Source organism: Thermotoga sp. Cell2 (assembly GCF_000789375.1).
Taxonomy (GTDB): domain Bacteria; phylum Thermotogota; class Thermotogae; order Thermotogales; family Thermotogaceae; genus Thermotoga; species Thermotoga petrophila.
The window spans coordinates 1,466,988-1,480,704 of record NZ_CP003409.1 but is presented as its reverse complement, the minus strand read 5'-3'; the positions used below and the strand labels follow the sequence as shown (position 1 = coordinate 1,480,704).

The window sequence follows — 13,717 nt, the reverse complement described above, 5'->3', positions numbered from 1 at the left end:
AATATGAAACCACGACCAGGGGGTTTCTAAATGGTATCCAGGAGAATATCAGAGATTCCCATATCGAAAACCATGGAACTCGACGCGAAGGCCAAAGCCCTCATAAAAAAGGGAGAAGACGTGATCAATCTAACGGCTGGTGAGCCGGATTTTCCCACACCGGAACCCGTCGTGGAAGAAGCGATGAGATTTCTCCAGAAAGGAGAAGTGAAATACACAGATCCTCGTGGTATCTACGAACTCAGAGAGGGTATAGCGAAAAGGATAGGCGAGAGATACAAAAAAGATATCTCACCGGATCAGGTCGTGGTGACGAATGGAGCGAAACAGGCTCTGTTCAATGCTTTCATGGCCCTTCTCGATCCCGGTGACGAAGTGATCGTGTTTTCTCCCGTCTGGGTCAGCTACATTCCTCAGATCATCCTTGCTGGTGGCACGGTGAACGTGGTTGAGACGTTCATGAGTAAAAATTTCCAGCCCAGTCTGGAAGAGGTGGAAGGGCTTCTTGTTGGGAAAACGAAAGCCGTTCTTATCAACTCGCCGAACAATCCCACTGGTGTGGTGTACAGAAGAGAGTTCCTTGAAGGACTTGTGAGACTTGCCAAGAAGAGGAATTTCTACATAATCAGCGACGAAGTCTACGATTCCCTTGTTTACACGGATGAATTCACATCGATACTCGATGTTTCTGAAGGATTCGACCGGATAGTTTACATAAACGGCTTCTCGAAGTCTCACTCCATGACCGGCTGGAGGGTGGGTTACCTGATATCGAGCGAAAAAGTAGCGACCGCTGTGTCGAAGATCCAGTCTCACACCACCTCCTGTATCAACACGGTAGCACAGTACGCCGCCTTGAAGGCTCTGGAAGTGGACAACTCTTACATGGTTCAGACCTTTAAAGAAAGAAAAAATTTCGTGGTGGAAAGATTGAAAAAGATGGGTGTTAAGTTCGTGGAACCAGAAGGTGCGTTCTACCTCTTTTTCAAAGTCCGGGGTGACGATGTGAAATTCTGTGAAAGGCTCCTCGAAGAAAAGAAGGTTGCACTCGTTCCAGGATCCGCTTTTCTGAAGCCTGGATTTGTGAGGCTTTCTTTTGCCACATCTATAGAAAGACTTACGGAGGCGCTGGATAGAATTGAAGACTTCCTCAATTCTCGTTGATTTCCTGAAGAGAAACTGGCACAAATACCTTCTCGGTGTTCTTTCACTCATCGCGGTGGACCTCCTTCAAGTCTACATTCCACGTGTCATCGGAAAGATCGTTGACATGCTGAACACAGAAACGATGAACTTCGATACACTCAAAATAATGTTGTTTTGGGTGATGGCCGCCGCGAGCGGGATGTTTATTGGAAGGTTCTTCTGGAGATTCTTCTTTGGTGGCACTGCAAGAAAGTTTTTCCTCGAGACATCGAACAAGATGTTCTCAAAGCTGCTCAGTCTCACTCCCGGTTTCTTCGATCGAATGAAAAGCGGTGAACTCATGGCAAGGTTCACCAACGATCTGAGCCTTCTGAGAAGAGTGCTCGGCCAGGGTGCGATACTCTTCTTCGATTCTTTCATCATGATCGTGATGGTCTTTTTCTTCATGATAGGTAACGTGGGTTGGAAGCTCTCCTGGATCAGCTTTGCGCCGCTTTTGCTTCTTGCCCCTGTTTCGATGAGCTTTGGACGACTCATACACAGAAAAGTATCGGAAGTTCAGAGATCCTTCTCGGAACTTTCCGGGTTCACCGAAGAAACGATTTCGAGTGTGCGCATTGTGAAGAGCTTCTCGGTGGAAGACGTCTCATTCAAGATATTTGAAAACAGGGCACTCAAAAACTACGAAGACACTCTCAGTGCAATCAAAGTCTCCAGCGTTTTCAGGCCCCTCATCAATCTTATCGCTTCGACCGCTTTTTTCCTCGCCCTTCTCTACGGTGGAAGAGCCGTTATAAACGGGAAGATCTCTCTCGGTGATTTCATAGCCTTCAATTCTTACCTTGGAATGCTCGTCTGGCCGATGATGGCCTACGGTTTCATGGTGGATCTGTTCCAGAGGGGAAGAGCGGCTATGAGACGTCTGGACACGATCTTCACCGCTCAACCCGAAGTTAAAGAACCCGAGAAGCCGATCAGGATAGATCACTTTGAAAGTTTTGAAGTGAGAAACCTGACCTACAGATACCCCGGAACAGAACGTGAAGTTCTGAAAAACGTCACCATGAAGATAAACAGGGGAGAAATGATAGGCATCGCCGGCAGTGTTGGAAGTGGAAAGTCCACGATAGCAAAGCTTCTCGTGAAGCTCTATCCGGTGGAAAGGGGAAAGATATTCATAAACGGTGTGGACATAAACGACGTTTCTTCGGAGAATATCAGATCCATCGTCACTCTGGTTCCGCAGGAAACGTTTCTGTTCTCAGACACGGTGAGAAACAACATAACGGTCGGTTTGGAAAACGTCGATGAGAAAAAGATCGAAGAAGTGACAAAACTTGCGGCCGTCTACGACGATATCATGAGCTTTCCAGAAAAATTCGACACGATCGTTGGGGAAAGAGGTGTGACGCTTTCGGGCGGTCAGAAACAGAGAATCACCATAGCCCGCGCTCTCATAAGAGATTTCGAAGTTTACATATTCGACGACTGTCTCTCGGCCGTTGACCCTGAAACCGAAGAGAGGATCATAGATTCGATCAGAAAAGGAATGAAAGGAAAAACGATCGTCGTCATAACACATCGATTGAAGGTGTTGAAAAACGCCGACAGGATATATGTCTTGCACGAGGGAAGAGTGATAGAAGAGGGCACTCACGAGGAATTGATGATCAGGGATGGCATGTACAGTAGAATGTACAGAAAACAGCTCATCGAGGAGGGATAGGTAAATGAGCGGAAGAAAGATAGGGGTTGTCACCGGTATATTCCAGTCCAGTCCGTACGAATTCTTCGTTCGAATGACCGCCGAAAAGCCAGGAGAAGCGTACAAGGTATTCGCTCAGATAGAGGATGTTGTGAAGGTTGAGTACCTCACGGGGTACGGCACCGTCGTCACGTACGGAATGATCGTTGATATACAGAACAGATGGGATGGAGATTTGAGAAACGGCTACGAAGAGGAAGTTGCACTCGAGAAGTTGAAACCTGCCTATCCGATATACATCGCGAAGGTGAAGGTGACAAGATCGTTTCTGAAAGAAGGAGACAAGCTCCTCGAAGACGCTCCGGAGATCCCTCCAAACATAGGCTCCCCCGTCTTTCTCGTCGGAGATGAGGAGATAGACATCGCCCTTGGATTCGATGAGTTGAAGAGAAAGAACGTTGCACTGCCAGTTGGCTTGCTGAAGAACGGAAGGCCGGCTTATCTCGATTTGAGATACATCCTGGGAGACAACGGAGCCCACATAAACGTCTCCGGACAGTCCGGTGTTGCGGCGAAAACGTCTTACACCACGTTCCTCGTCAAGTCGATGATAGAAACGTCCAGCAAAAACGATGGAGATTTGATGAGAGAGCTGAGAGAGGCGAGATACATCATCTTCAACGTGAAGGGAGAGAGTCTGCTGTTTCTCGATCGCATTTCGAAGGAGTGGTATTCAGAAAGGGAGAAATGGGATGAAATGTACAGGGTTCTCGGCATTGAACCAAAACCTTTTGAAAATGTCGCATTCTACGCTCCCAGCAGGGAGAAGGGAGCTTACATACCGGATGTCAACAAGAGATTGATCGGTGTGAACGTTTACGGCTGGGACGTGTTCGACATCGTCGAAATGAACCTTCTGGAACTCATGTTCGATCCAGATGAGATGACGAGAAACCAGAACTTTCAGCTCGCGGTCTGGTCCCTCCAGGAGCACCTTTCCCAGAGAATGGAAGAGATGTACCAGGAATTTCTGAAAGAGGGATACATCGTTGACAGAAAAAAACTGCCGTCAGAAGCACTGCGCGAAGTGGTGATGAAGAAAGGTGAAGTCGTGGATCTTCCACTTGATCTCGATAGTTTGATAAAAGATCTTGGAGAAGGTGGAAGGACAAGAGAGTATCTCCTGGGAGAACACGTCCAGAAGCAGACGATCGGGATGCTGATCAGGAGATTGAAAGCCGCTCAAAAGATGGACTTCGACAGACTCTGGGTGAAACCGCCTCTGAAAGTGGAACCGTGGCAGACCAACTATCGGATCGACTGGAACGTGCCGGGAAGGGTCACAGTCATCGACATTTCGAAGTTGAGAGAACGCGCACAGGCGTTCGTTGTAGGTGCGATTCTTTCCGAGGTAATGAGAGAAAAAGAAAGAAACAGCGGTTTCACCCAGCCCGTTTTCATTTTCCTGGACGAGCTGAACAAGTACGCACCAAGACACGGCGGAGGAGCCCTTGCGAACATCTTCAGAGATGTGGCGGAAAGAGGAAGATCTTTCAGAGTGATCCTCATTGGAGCCGAACAGACCGCTTCCGAAGTGGATTACAGGGTAATCACGCAAGCCGCTACGGTGGTTGTGGGCAGGCAGAAAGGAGCCGAACTCATAAAACCCGAATACTCGCATCTCACAGAGCACTACAAGAGAAAAGCAGCACTCTTGAGACAGGGAGAAGTGATCATAGATCAGCCGTTCTTGAACCTTCCTCTCACGGTGAAGTTTCCGCTTCCGGCCTGGTGCACGAGAGAAGGCGGGTGGCACAACCCGGAGGGGAAAACGTGGGAAGAAGAGGAGTTCATCATTTGAAGTGAACGATGAACTCTGATCCAACGAGCCACTGAGAGTTCACTTCCAGCCTGTAACCTATCGTGTCGCACAGGTGTTTCACTATGGAAAGTCCCAGGCCAGAACCGGGCGCCATCTTGAGTGCTTCTGAACCTCTGTAGAAGCGCTCGAATATCCTGCTCTTCTCCTCTTCTTTGATACCGATTCCCTGATCTTTCACACTCAGTCTTTCACCGGTGATAGAAATCTCCACCACAGAATCGGGATAAGAGTACTTCACGGCGTTTGAAACGAGGTTCTTCAAGATCGTGTGGAACACGAACCTGTCAGTTTCGATTGTTTCAACATCCACAAAAACGTTTACCTTGATCTTCTTTGACTCGATCTTTTCTCGAAGCTCTTCCAAGACCATGTGAACGACTTCTTCGACAGGAATGTGCTCCATCTTGAGTTCGTAAAGTCTCAGCTGTATCATGGTGAGCACCTTGAGCTGTCTGATGATCGTTTCCATTCTGTCCAAGGAGCGCTCAACTTTTCCGAGTATTTCGAGTTTTTCTGGATCGTTTTCTATGTCCTTCAGAAGAAAAACGTTTGCCTTTGACGCAGAAAGAGGTGTGAACAGCTCGTGGGAGACGGCCGTTACAAAATCGAGTTTTGCCTCGCTGAGAGTTCTCTCCTCGGTGAGATCGTTCACAAAGAGAAGACTCTTCTTCGGAAGGTAGCGGAGGGAGACGAACCTTTTCGAGTGGAGTTCAAAAAAATAGGCGTTTGTTTCAAGGGAGAAATTCTTTCTTTCTTGAACATCTCTGATGAATCTATCCATTTCCTTGCACGTGAAGATCGACATCAGATTCTTTCCCTTTTTGAAGCCGAGTTTCTCACCCGGTTTGTTCGCACCTTCCACTTCCAGGCCCTTCAGTATCACGATCGCTTCTCTGATATGATCGAGATCTTCAAGCTCTATCACCCTCATCACCCCGTGTTGAAAACTTGTATCCCAATCCCCTCACCGTTTTTATCCATCCCTTTCCTATCTTCGATCGAATGGCGCTGATGTGGACATCCACTACCCTGTCAGAGACGTAATCGTCTCCCCACACCCTGTTCAGGATCTCCTCTCTTGAAAAGACCTTGTTCGGGGTCGTGGCGAGGAGTTTCAAAAGCTCGAACTCTTTGGCTGTCATCTCAACGTTTTTTCCATCGTATCTGACTATGTAATCCTCTGGAAAGATCTCGAGTCTTCCAAATCTCAGTACCTTCTGTTCTTTCCCCATCCTTCTCAGAACCGCTTTCACACGTGCGAGAACTTCCCTTGGATTGAAAGGTTTTGTCACGTAATCATCCGCTCCGAGCTCTATTCCAAAGATGCGGTCCATGTCCCTGTCCCTTGCCGAGATGATGATGATGGCCATTTCCGGGTGAGAAACTTTCATCTCGGGAATTTCGTCCATCGCCACACCGTCGGGAAACATGAGATCGAGGAGAAGCACGTTGTACGTTCCTTCAGAGAGTTTTTTCTTGAGATCGAAAAGGGACTCTGCTTCGTCGCACTCGTATCCTTCGGTTTCCAGGTATCTCTTCAACACGCTCCTTATGTCTTCGTCGTCTTCAGCTATCAGCACCTTCACTCCCACTCTCAACACCCCTCAGGAATTCCTTCATGTTTTTTCCCGTTTCTATGTATATGACCTCCTCACAGAGGTTGTTGGCGTGATCTCCCACCCTCTCAAGGTCTCTTGCGATGAGTATGTAAACCAGCGCCAGCTCGGCCGAGATGTTTCCCTCCCTTATTCTTTCCACCACGATTCTTCTGATCTTCTTTTCCATCTCGTCTATCACATCGTCGAACTTCCAGAGCCTGAAAGCCAGATCCACATCTTCTTCAACGAAGGCCTTGAAAGCGTCCTGAACCACCTTCAGGGTGCTTCCGAACATGTCTTTGAGTTCCTTGAGCATTTCGAATTTGATCTTCTCTTCAGAGAGAAAGAGACACTTCTCAGCTATGTTGCAGGAGAGATCTCCTATCCTCTCCAGATCGTTTGAAAATTTCAAGATGGTGATGATGTACCTGAGCTGTTTCAGGATGGGGTTGTACCTCGCTATGATCTGGTAAGCTTTTTCTTCTATCTCCCTGTTCAGTTCGTCTATCATATCGTCCGACTCGAGGACCTTCCTGGCGAGCGTCTCATTCATCGTCTCGAGGCTCTCTATCGCGTCGTTCAAAGATTCAGAGACCAGAAAGAGCATCTTCGAGACATCAGACTTGAGAAGTGTGAGTTCCCTTTCGAAGTGAACGTGATCGACCATACTTTCCGCCTCCATCATCCGATTTTTCCTGTCAGGTACTCCTCGGTGAGCCTGTTCTTCGGTCTCTCCACGATCTCCCTCGTTGGTCCGTATTCGATGAGTTCTCCTCTGTACATGAACGCTATGTAGTCCGCTATTCTTATCGCCTGGCCGATGTTGTGTGTGACGATCACGATGGTGTAATTCTCAGAGAGTTCTTCCAGAAGCTTTTCTATCCTCTGAGTCGCTATGGGATCGAGGGCCGATGTCGGCTCATCGAGAAGAATCACCTCGGGTTCAACGGCGAGTGCTCTCGCTATGCAGAGCCTCTGCTGCTGACCGCCGGAGAGTCTCGTACCAGATTTGTTCAGTTCTGACTTCACCTCGTCCCATAGGGCTGCCTTTTTCAATGATTCCTCTACTATCCGGTCGAGAATGTGTTTGCTCTTCACCCCGTGTATCCTGGGGCCGAACGCGACGTTGTCGTAGATCGACATGGGAAAAGGTGTCGGTTTCTGGAAGACCATACCGACTCTCTTTCTGTACTCCGTCACGTCGAGCTGTGGATCGTAGATGTCCTGTCCCTTGAAGTATATCTTCCCTTCAACCCTGAATCCAGGCAGATGATCGTTCATCCTGTTGATGCTCCTCAGGAGAGTTGTTTTACCGCATCCGGAGGGACCTATTATGGCGGTTATCTGGTTTTTGAAGATCTTCATCGTCACGTTCTTGACGGCTATCTTCTCGCCGTAGTAAGCGCTGAAGTTTTCGATCTCAATGATGGGCTCCATTCTTTCTCCTCCTCAAAAAGAAAGCTGTTCCATATATCAAGGCAACCACTATCATCAGAAAAGCGGCCGTTCCCTTCGCCATCCACTGGGCCGACTCGCCGTACGCCGCTGTGATGTAGTATATGTGTGTTGGCAGGGTCATAACAGGAGAGAGAAGACTCTTCGGAAGCTGTGTTGAATAGAACACGGCTCCTGTGAGCAGAACAGGAGCGGTCTCTCCCAGAGCTCTTCCACCACCGACGAGAACCGCTGTTATGATTCCTTTCCTCGCAGCGGGGAGAAGAACTTTGAAGATCACCTCTTCTTTCGTCGCACCGAGTGCCAGCGCCGCTTCTCTTATCTCAACAGGTATGGCCTTCAGGGTTTCTCTCGTGGAAGAAGCGATAACGGGAAGTGTCATGAGAGAAAGAGTCAACGCGGCAGCGAGCATGGAAGTTCCAAACTGAAGGGCCACGCAGAAAAAGGCAAGTCCGAAGAGTCCGTAGACGACCGAAGGAATACCGCTCAGGGCGGTCAGAGAGATATCTATCCACTTCGCGATCACGTTGTTTCCGTACTCAGAGAGAAACACTCCGGTGAAGATCCCAAGAGGAATCGATATGAGAAACGTGAGCACCATGAGGTAGAAACTGCCAAGGATGGCGGGAAAGATCCCTCCCTCCGTCATACCGTTCTTCGGGTAATCCAGGAAAAAAGAAGGTGAAAAGTACTTCACCCCTCCAGCGAGAACCAGTACGAACATGATCACAACAACTGCGAAGGCAACGTAACTCACTGCTCTGAAAACGTACGAAGCGATCAGGTCTTTTCTCATCTTGTCTGCCTCCCCGATATGTACCTGGAGAGTCCTGTGAGAACAAGGGAGATCACAAGAAGTATAACCCCGGCCGCAAAGAGCACATGATAATGCATGCTTCCAACGGCCACCTCACCTATTTCGCTCGCAATCGCGGCTGTCAGAGGTTTCACCGGATCGAAGAAAGAACGCGGTATTATGGCGGCTCCTCCGCCAGCCATGAGGACGATCATCGTTTCACCGACAACTCTGTTCACGGTCAGGACGAAGGCGTTCAATATGCCGGGAAGCGCCGCTCTGGTGGTAACCTTGAAAACCGTGGTGAATCGAGTCGCTCCGAGTGCCAGGGCGCTCTCTTCAAGGGCCACATCGACAGAGTCGAGTGCTTCAAGGGAAAGAGAAACGGTGTAGGGAAGGGCCGTGAGAATGAGACCGATGGATGCGAGCAGAAAGTTCTCGGTGGACCACACATCGAAATTGAGCAGAATAGGAGCGATGTACAGAAGAACGAAGAGTCCTATGATTACAGAAGGTGTCCCGGCGAGGAATTCCACTGTGGTTCTTATGAGGTTTTTCTCGAAGTCTTTAGCGTAAGTGTGGAGGAAAAAGGCTATAAGGTAACCGAGGGGAAGTAACACGGCAGAAGAAAAAGCCGTTAGAAGCAGAGTTCCGGCTATCATAGCGAGCATACCGTATTCTGGGGGATCCGCCGTTGGATACCAGTAGATACTCGTGAAAAGCTCGCCCCCGATTTCCACGAGGGCGGGCCAGGCTTCCCTGATCAGAAAGAAAACCAGGAGAAAGAGGGCAAGAATGCCAGTACCCGAAAGAGCGACTATCACCAGTTTTCTGAGGAAATTCGCCAGGGTTCTGTTCAGCTTCGATCCCTCCTCACTGACCGTAAGCGGCTATGTAACCTGCCTTTTCAACCAGCTCCTGTCCTTTCTTCGAGAAGGCGAACATGATGTACTCGAAGACGAGGCTTCCCATCTCAGGAAATCCATTTGTCGCATCGACAAACATGAAGAGAGGTCTTGCTATCGGGTATTTTCCTTTCAGAATGTTTTCCTTCGTCGGGTAGATACCGTTCACCTTCAGGACTTTCACATCGTCTGTGACGTATCCCACACCAACATAAGCAATAGCGTACGGATTTTTGGAAACACTCTCTATCTCAAGCTGGGTACTTTCGACCATTCTCACGTAAGGAGCCATTCTCGCTCCACCGAGGACTTTGTTTTCAAACGTTTCGTAGGTACCAGAAGCGGTGTTTCTCGAGTAAACAACGATTCTCTGTTTCGGGAGATTTGGATTCACCTGTGACCAGTACTGGATCTCTCCTGTGTAGATCTTCTTCAAAGTTTCGATGGAGATGTCGTCGATGCCGAGGTCCTTGTTCACAATGATCGCTATTCCGTCGAAAGCGATGAGGAAAGGAATGAAGTATTTTCCTTCCTTGTTCATTCTCTCGATTTCAGAGGGTTTGAGCCATCTGCTCGAGTTGGCGATGTCGGTCGTTCCGTTGAAGAGCGCCGCGATTCCTGTGGAAGAGCCCGCACCTTCGAGAGTCACCTGAAGATCCGGGTGGAGCTTTTTGAACTCTTCGATCCAGAGCTGAGCGATGGGAAAGACTGTGTTGGAACCCTTGATGACGAGCGTTTCTGCCACAAGAAAAACCGAAACTAATGAAAGAAGAAGTACCACAAACCTTTTCATAAGAGACACCTCCACATCAGGATTTTACCACTTCTTAGTTTCCAGGTTTTCTTTGTGTGATTTCACATGGTTTGTTAAGAAATGTTAAGCCGACTCTTCGTTCTGAAAGAGAACGATTTTGTGAGACTATCGTTCTATAACAGAACGGAAAATAGAATTCTACGAAAAATCGTTCTTTTTGAGAACGTTTTGTGCTATAATTCGTTCCAGAGGAGGTGCATACTGTGTACGAGGAGATCATCGAAAAATTGGATCTCCAGATGAACAGAATGATCAGTTTTCTTTCAAAAAAGATGCGTCTCTTTTTCCAGGATCTGGAAAAGAGATTCACAAACAGGGCGATCCTTCTCTACGGACCACGAGGTGCGGGTAAGACCACTTTTCTCCTGTCGATGGCAAGAAAGCACGGTTTTCTTTATGTTTCAGGAGATGAAATTCTCCTTCTGGACGTTCCACTACACGATCTTTTTCAGGAGATAATGAAAAATTATCCGGGCATCATCATCGACGAAGTTCACCTTCTGAAAAACTGGAGTACCATCCTTAAGGTTCTTTACGATAGCTTTCCCGACAAGGTTATATGGACGAGTGACAGCAGTTCCGTTCTCCTGAGAAAGGGAATATCAGATCTTTCGAGAAGATTCGTTTTGATCAGAATGCCTCTGATGTCTTTTAGAGAATTCATCCACTTCGAAACTGGAAAAACTCTGAGGAAGCTGAGTTCTCCCTTTGAGGTCTCCATCGATTACGCCGCCGAGGCTTTAAAAGAAGTGGACCTGATGAGTCTCTTCAGAAAATATCGAGAGACTGGAACAAGACCGTTCTATGTGGAAGGTAACTTCAGAGAGAAGTTAATGAACATCCTGCAAAAGGCGATCTACTACGATGTACCACACTTTCTTGGTACAGTAACAGAAAATCACCTTGGGGTCATGAAGGCAATCGTCGGCCACCTCCTCCATTCAAAGATACCGACGATAAACGTTGAATCCATGTGCAGAGAATGGGGTGTTGGAAAACAAAAGTTTTATCAGTTACTACAAACAATGGAAGAAATAGAGCTTGTGAACATCGTGCGGAAAAAAAGGGTAGAAAAACCCTTTTCAAAAGGGGAAAAGATCTTCTTATCTGATCCTGCCATGTACTACGCTTTCGAGGGAGAAATTGGAAATTTCAGAGAGGCTTTCGTTGTCTTCGCATTGAAAGAGATCGGGAAAATATACGCTGTGAAAAACGAAGAAGAAGGAGATTACGTTTTCGAAGGAATAAAGATAGAAGTTGGTGGAAAGAGCAAGAAAAAGAAATCGAGTGACTTCGTGATAAGGGACGATGTCGATCTTCCCGTTAGAAATGTGATCCCGATGTGGATGCTGGGGATGTTGTGGTGACTCTCAGAAGGTGGTATAATATGAACAGAAAGTGAGAAAAATCACAAACCTCCTGAGGTGGAGGGGAAAATCCTGACACCGGGGGAGGGGATGGATGGAAGTATACCCCTCTCCCGGCACGTGGAGAGGGGGTTTTCGTTTTGGAGAAGAGATTCTACATACTCACTATCGTCGTGGAAGACAGAGAAAGGGCTTACAGGCATGTGAACGAGCTTCTTCACAACTTCTCTGAAGACATACTCCTCAGGGTTGGATACCCCGTCAAAGAAGAGAACATGGCGATCATATTCCTCGTTTTGAAGACAGACAACGACACGATGGGGGCCCTCTCCGGAAAACTCGGCCAGATTCCCGGGGTCCGTGTGAAGACGGTCCCACTGAAGAGGTGATGTGCATGTACGTGTTCACAAGAGAGCGTGTGGAGAGCAAATCCTTCATACCAGAAGAAAAGATCTTCGAACTTCTAGAAAAGACAAAAAAATCCCGATCCTGCAAGAGTCAGGGAGATCATCCAGAAATCACTGGATAAGAACAGACTAGAGCCAGAAGAGACCGCAACACTTTTGAACGTGGAAGATCCTCAACTTCTTCAGGAGATATTCGAGGCGGCCCGCACTCTGAAAGAGAGAATCTACGGAAACAGAATCGTTCTTTTTGCACCACTCTACATAGGAAACGATTGTATAAACGACTGTGTTTACTGCGGTTTCAGAGTTTCCAACAAAGTGGTGGAAAGAAGAACGCTCACAGAAGAGCAGTTGAAAGAAGAAGTCAAAGCGCTCGTTTCCCAGGGACACAAAAGGCTCATAGTGGTCTACGGAGAGCATCCAAAGTACTCTCCGGAGTTCATTGCAAGAACGATCGACATCGTGTACAACACGAAGTACGGCAACGGTGAGATCAGAAGGGTGAACGTCAACGCTGCACCCCAGACGATAGAGGGCTACAGGATCATAAAGTCCGTGGGAATCGGTACTTTCCAGATCTTTCAGGAAACGTACCACAGAGAAACTTACCTGAAGCTTCACCCAAGAGGCCCGAAATCGAACTACAACTGGAGGCTCTACGGTCTGGACAGGGCGATGATGGCGGGAATCGACGACGTTGGAATAGGAGCGCTCTTCGGCCTCTACGACTGGAAGTTCGAAGTGATGGGTCTCCTTTACCACACGATACACCTCGAAGAGAGATTCGGCGTAGGACCGCACACCATCTCCTTCCCGAGGATAAAACCCGCGATAAACACACCATATTCGCAGAAACCGGAACACGTCGTGAGCGATGAAGACTTCAAGAAGCTCGTCGCCATCATAAGGCTTTCTGTTCCGTACACGGGAATGATTCTCACCGCGAGAGAACCCGCAAAACTCAGAGACGAGGTGATAAAGCTTGGTGTCTCACAGATAGACGCCGGCTCCAGAATAGGAATCGGGGCTTACTCTCACAAGGAAGACGACGAAGACAGAAAGAGACAGTTCACGCTCGAAGACCCAAGGCCCCTCGATCAGGTGATGAGAAGCCTTCTGAAAGAAGGTTTTGTACCGTCATTCTGCACCGCGTGCTACAGGGCTGGTAGAACGGGAGAGCACTTCATGGAGTTTGCGATTCCCGGTTTCGTGAAGAACTTCTGCACACCGAACGCCCTGTTCACACTACAGGAGTACCTCTGCGACTACGCGACCGAGGAGACGAGAAAAGTGGGAGAAGAGGTCATCGAAAGAGAACTCCAGAAGATGAATCCAAAGATCAGAGAGAGAGTGAGAGAGGGACTCGAAAAGATAAAGTGCGGTGAGAGGGATGTCAGATTTTAAAAGAATCCTCGAAGAGATCGCGGAAAAATACGACTGCAAGATCTGGATCTCAGAGAAGATAGGAAAGAGATGGTCCTTTTACAGAGATCTCAAAGCGGGAAGGGAAAAGTTCCTTCCCGCCGAGCTTCTCGTCGAAAACGAAAGGTTCGGAGTCTTCGCAGAAGATTTCCCGAAGGACAAAAGAGACGAAGTGATCCCTCTTTTGAAGAAAATTCTGGATGAACTGGAGTGATGAGTC

At 48.1% G+C, this 13,717-nt stretch carries 13 protein-coding genes and 1 pseudogene; 7 read left to right on the top strand and 7 right to left on the bottom strand.

Annotation, left to right across the window (positions count from 1 at the left end; translation table 11 throughout):
* Positions 1 to 30: 30 nt before the first annotated feature.
* From aspC to CELL2_RS07685, 3 genes are read left to right on the top strand one after another with little or no spacing between them, the layout of a single operon-like run.
* Positions 31 to 1,164, top strand: coding sequence for an aspartate aminotransferase (aspC, locus tag CELL2_RS07695; protein WP_011943945.1), 1,134 nt, complete (start codon positions 31 to 33; stop codon positions 1,162 to 1,164).
* The gene (locus tag CELL2_RS07690; protein WP_012311194.1) at positions 1,139 to 2,872 is read left to right on the top strand and encodes an ABC transporter ATP-binding protein; all 1,734 of its coding nucleotides are present in this window, start codon (positions 1,139 to 1,141) and stop codon (positions 2,870 to 2,872) included. The genes aspC and CELL2_RS07690 overlap by 26 nt, the downstream gene beginning before the upstream one ends.
* Before the next feature lie 4 nt (positions 2,873 to 2,876).
* Positions 2,877 to 4,712 (top strand): ATP-binding protein, encoded by a 1,836-nt coding sequence (locus tag CELL2_RS07685; RefSeq protein WP_011943943.1) that lies wholly within the window; start codon positions 2,877 to 2,879, stop codon positions 4,710 to 4,712.
* Here the strand turns inward: CELL2_RS07685 and CELL2_RS07680 are convergent.
* The 7 genes from CELL2_RS07680 to CELL2_RS07650 are packed head-to-tail and all read right to left on the bottom strand — an operon-like array spanning position 4,705 to position 10,280.
* The gene (locus tag CELL2_RS07680) at positions 4,705 to 5,664 is read right to left on the bottom strand and encodes a HAMP domain-containing sensor histidine kinase (protein ID WP_004080004.1); all 960 of its coding nucleotides are present in this window, start codon (positions 5,662 to 5,664) and stop codon (positions 4,705 to 4,707) included. The two genes, CELL2_RS07685 and CELL2_RS07680, sit on opposite strands and share 8 nt — an antisense overlap.
* On the bottom strand, positions 5,645 to 6,325 hold the full coding sequence (locus CELL2_RS07675) for a response regulator transcription factor (protein WP_004080003.1): 681 nt from the start codon (positions 6,323 to 6,325) through the stop codon (positions 5,645 to 5,647). Before CELL2_RS07675 ends, CELL2_RS07680 begins: the two co-directional genes overlap by 20 nt.
* A complete protein-coding gene (gene phoU / locus CELL2_RS07670) occupies positions 6,300 to 6,998 on the bottom strand; it encodes a phosphate signaling complex protein PhoU (RefSeq protein ID WP_004080001.1) in 699 nt (232 codons plus the stop codon). Before phoU ends, CELL2_RS07675 begins: the two co-directional genes overlap by 26 nt.
* A gap of 14 nt (positions 6,999 to 7,012) precedes the next feature.
* Positions 7,013 to 7,768 carry a phosphate ABC transporter ATP-binding protein PstB gene (gene pstB / locus CELL2_RS07665; protein ID WP_004079999.1) on the bottom strand — a complete coding sequence of 252 codons (756 nt, stop codon included), beginning with the start codon at positions 7,766 to 7,768 and terminating at the stop codon, positions 7,013 to 7,015.
* The gene (gene pstA / locus CELL2_RS07660; RefSeq protein WP_004079997.1) at positions 7,752 to 8,582 is read right to left on the bottom strand and encodes a phosphate ABC transporter permease PstA; all 831 of its coding nucleotides are present in this window, start codon (positions 8,580 to 8,582) and stop codon (positions 7,752 to 7,754) included. Before pstA ends, pstB begins: the two co-directional genes overlap by 17 nt.
* Positions 8,579 to 9,406: a PstC family ABC transporter permease gene (locus CELL2_RS07655; RefSeq protein ID WP_004079995.1), complete on the bottom strand. Its 828-nt coding sequence runs from the start codon at positions 9,404 to 9,406 to the stop codon at positions 8,579 to 8,581. Before CELL2_RS07655 ends, pstA begins: the two co-directional genes overlap by 4 nt.
* 49 nt (positions 9,407 to 9,455) lie before the next feature.
* A complete protein-coding gene (locus tag CELL2_RS07650) occupies positions 9,456 to 10,280 on the bottom strand; it encodes a phosphate ABC transporter substrate-binding protein PstS (protein WP_011943941.1) in 825 nt (274 codons plus the stop codon).
* A 224-nt stretch (positions 10,281 to 10,504) separates the two neighbouring features.
* On the opposite strand from CELL2_RS07650, the gene CELL2_RS07645 reads away from it, so the two are divergent.
* The 4 genes and pseudogenes from CELL2_RS07645 (at position 10,505) to CELL2_RS07630 (ending at position 13,711) form a co-directional block, all read left to right on the top strand.
* Positions 10,505 to 11,668, top strand: coding sequence for an ATP-binding protein (locus tag CELL2_RS07645; protein WP_004079989.1), 1,164 nt, complete (start codon positions 10,505 to 10,507; stop codon positions 11,666 to 11,668).
* Between the two features lie 140 nt (positions 11,669 to 11,808).
* Positions 11,809 to 12,057: a TM1266 family iron-only hydrogenase system putative regulator gene (locus tag CELL2_RS07640; RefSeq protein WP_038034365.1), complete on the top strand. Its 249-nt coding sequence runs from the start codon at positions 11,809 to 11,811 to the stop codon at positions 12,055 to 12,057.
* A gap of 5 nt (positions 12,058 to 12,062) precedes the next feature.
* A pseudogene (gene hydG / locus CELL2_RS07635) lies at positions 12,063 to 13,479 on the top strand ([FeFe] hydrogenase H-cluster radical SAM maturase HydG).
* Positions 13,466 to 13,711 carry a hypothetical protein gene (locus CELL2_RS07630; protein ID WP_029683003.1) on the top strand — a complete coding sequence of 82 codons (246 nt, stop codon included), beginning with the start codon at positions 13,466 to 13,468 and terminating at the stop codon, positions 13,709 to 13,711. Before hydG ends, CELL2_RS07630 begins: the two are co-directional and overlap by 14 nt.
* Positions 13,712 to 13,717 lie beyond the last annotated feature (6 nt).

Excerpts from the sequence above, each read along its gene's own strand:
- aspC (WP_011943945.1), top strand. The coding sequence starts at position 31 with ATGGTATCCAGGAGAATATCAGAGATTCCCATATCGAAAACCATGGAA.
- CELL2_RS07685 (WP_011943943.1), top strand. The coding sequence starts at position 2,877 with ATGAGCGGAAGAAAGATAGGGGTTGTCACCGGTATATTCCAGTCCAGT.
- CELL2_RS07680 (WP_004080004.1), bottom strand. The coding sequence starts at position 5,664 with ATGAGGGTGATAGAGCTTGAAGATCTCGATCATATCAGAGAAGCGATC.
- phoU (WP_004080001.1), bottom strand. The coding sequence starts at position 6,998 with ATGGTCGATCACGTTCACTTCGAAAGGGAACTCACACTTCTCAAGTCT.
- pstB (WP_004079999.1), bottom strand. The coding sequence starts at position 7,768 with ATGGAGCCCATCATTGAGATCGAAAACTTCAGCGCTTACTACGGCGAG.
- pstA (WP_004079997.1), bottom strand. The coding sequence starts at position 8,582 with ATGAGAAAAGACCTGATCGCTTCGTACGTTTTCAGAGCAGTGAGTTAC.
- CELL2_RS07650 (WP_011943941.1), bottom strand. The coding sequence starts at position 10,280 with ATGAAAAGGTTTGTGGTACTTCTTCTTTCATTAGTTTCGGTTTTTCTT.
- CELL2_RS07630 (WP_029683003.1), top strand. The coding sequence starts at position 13,466 with ATGTCAGATTTTAAAAGAATCCTCGAAGAGATCGCGGAAAAATACGAC.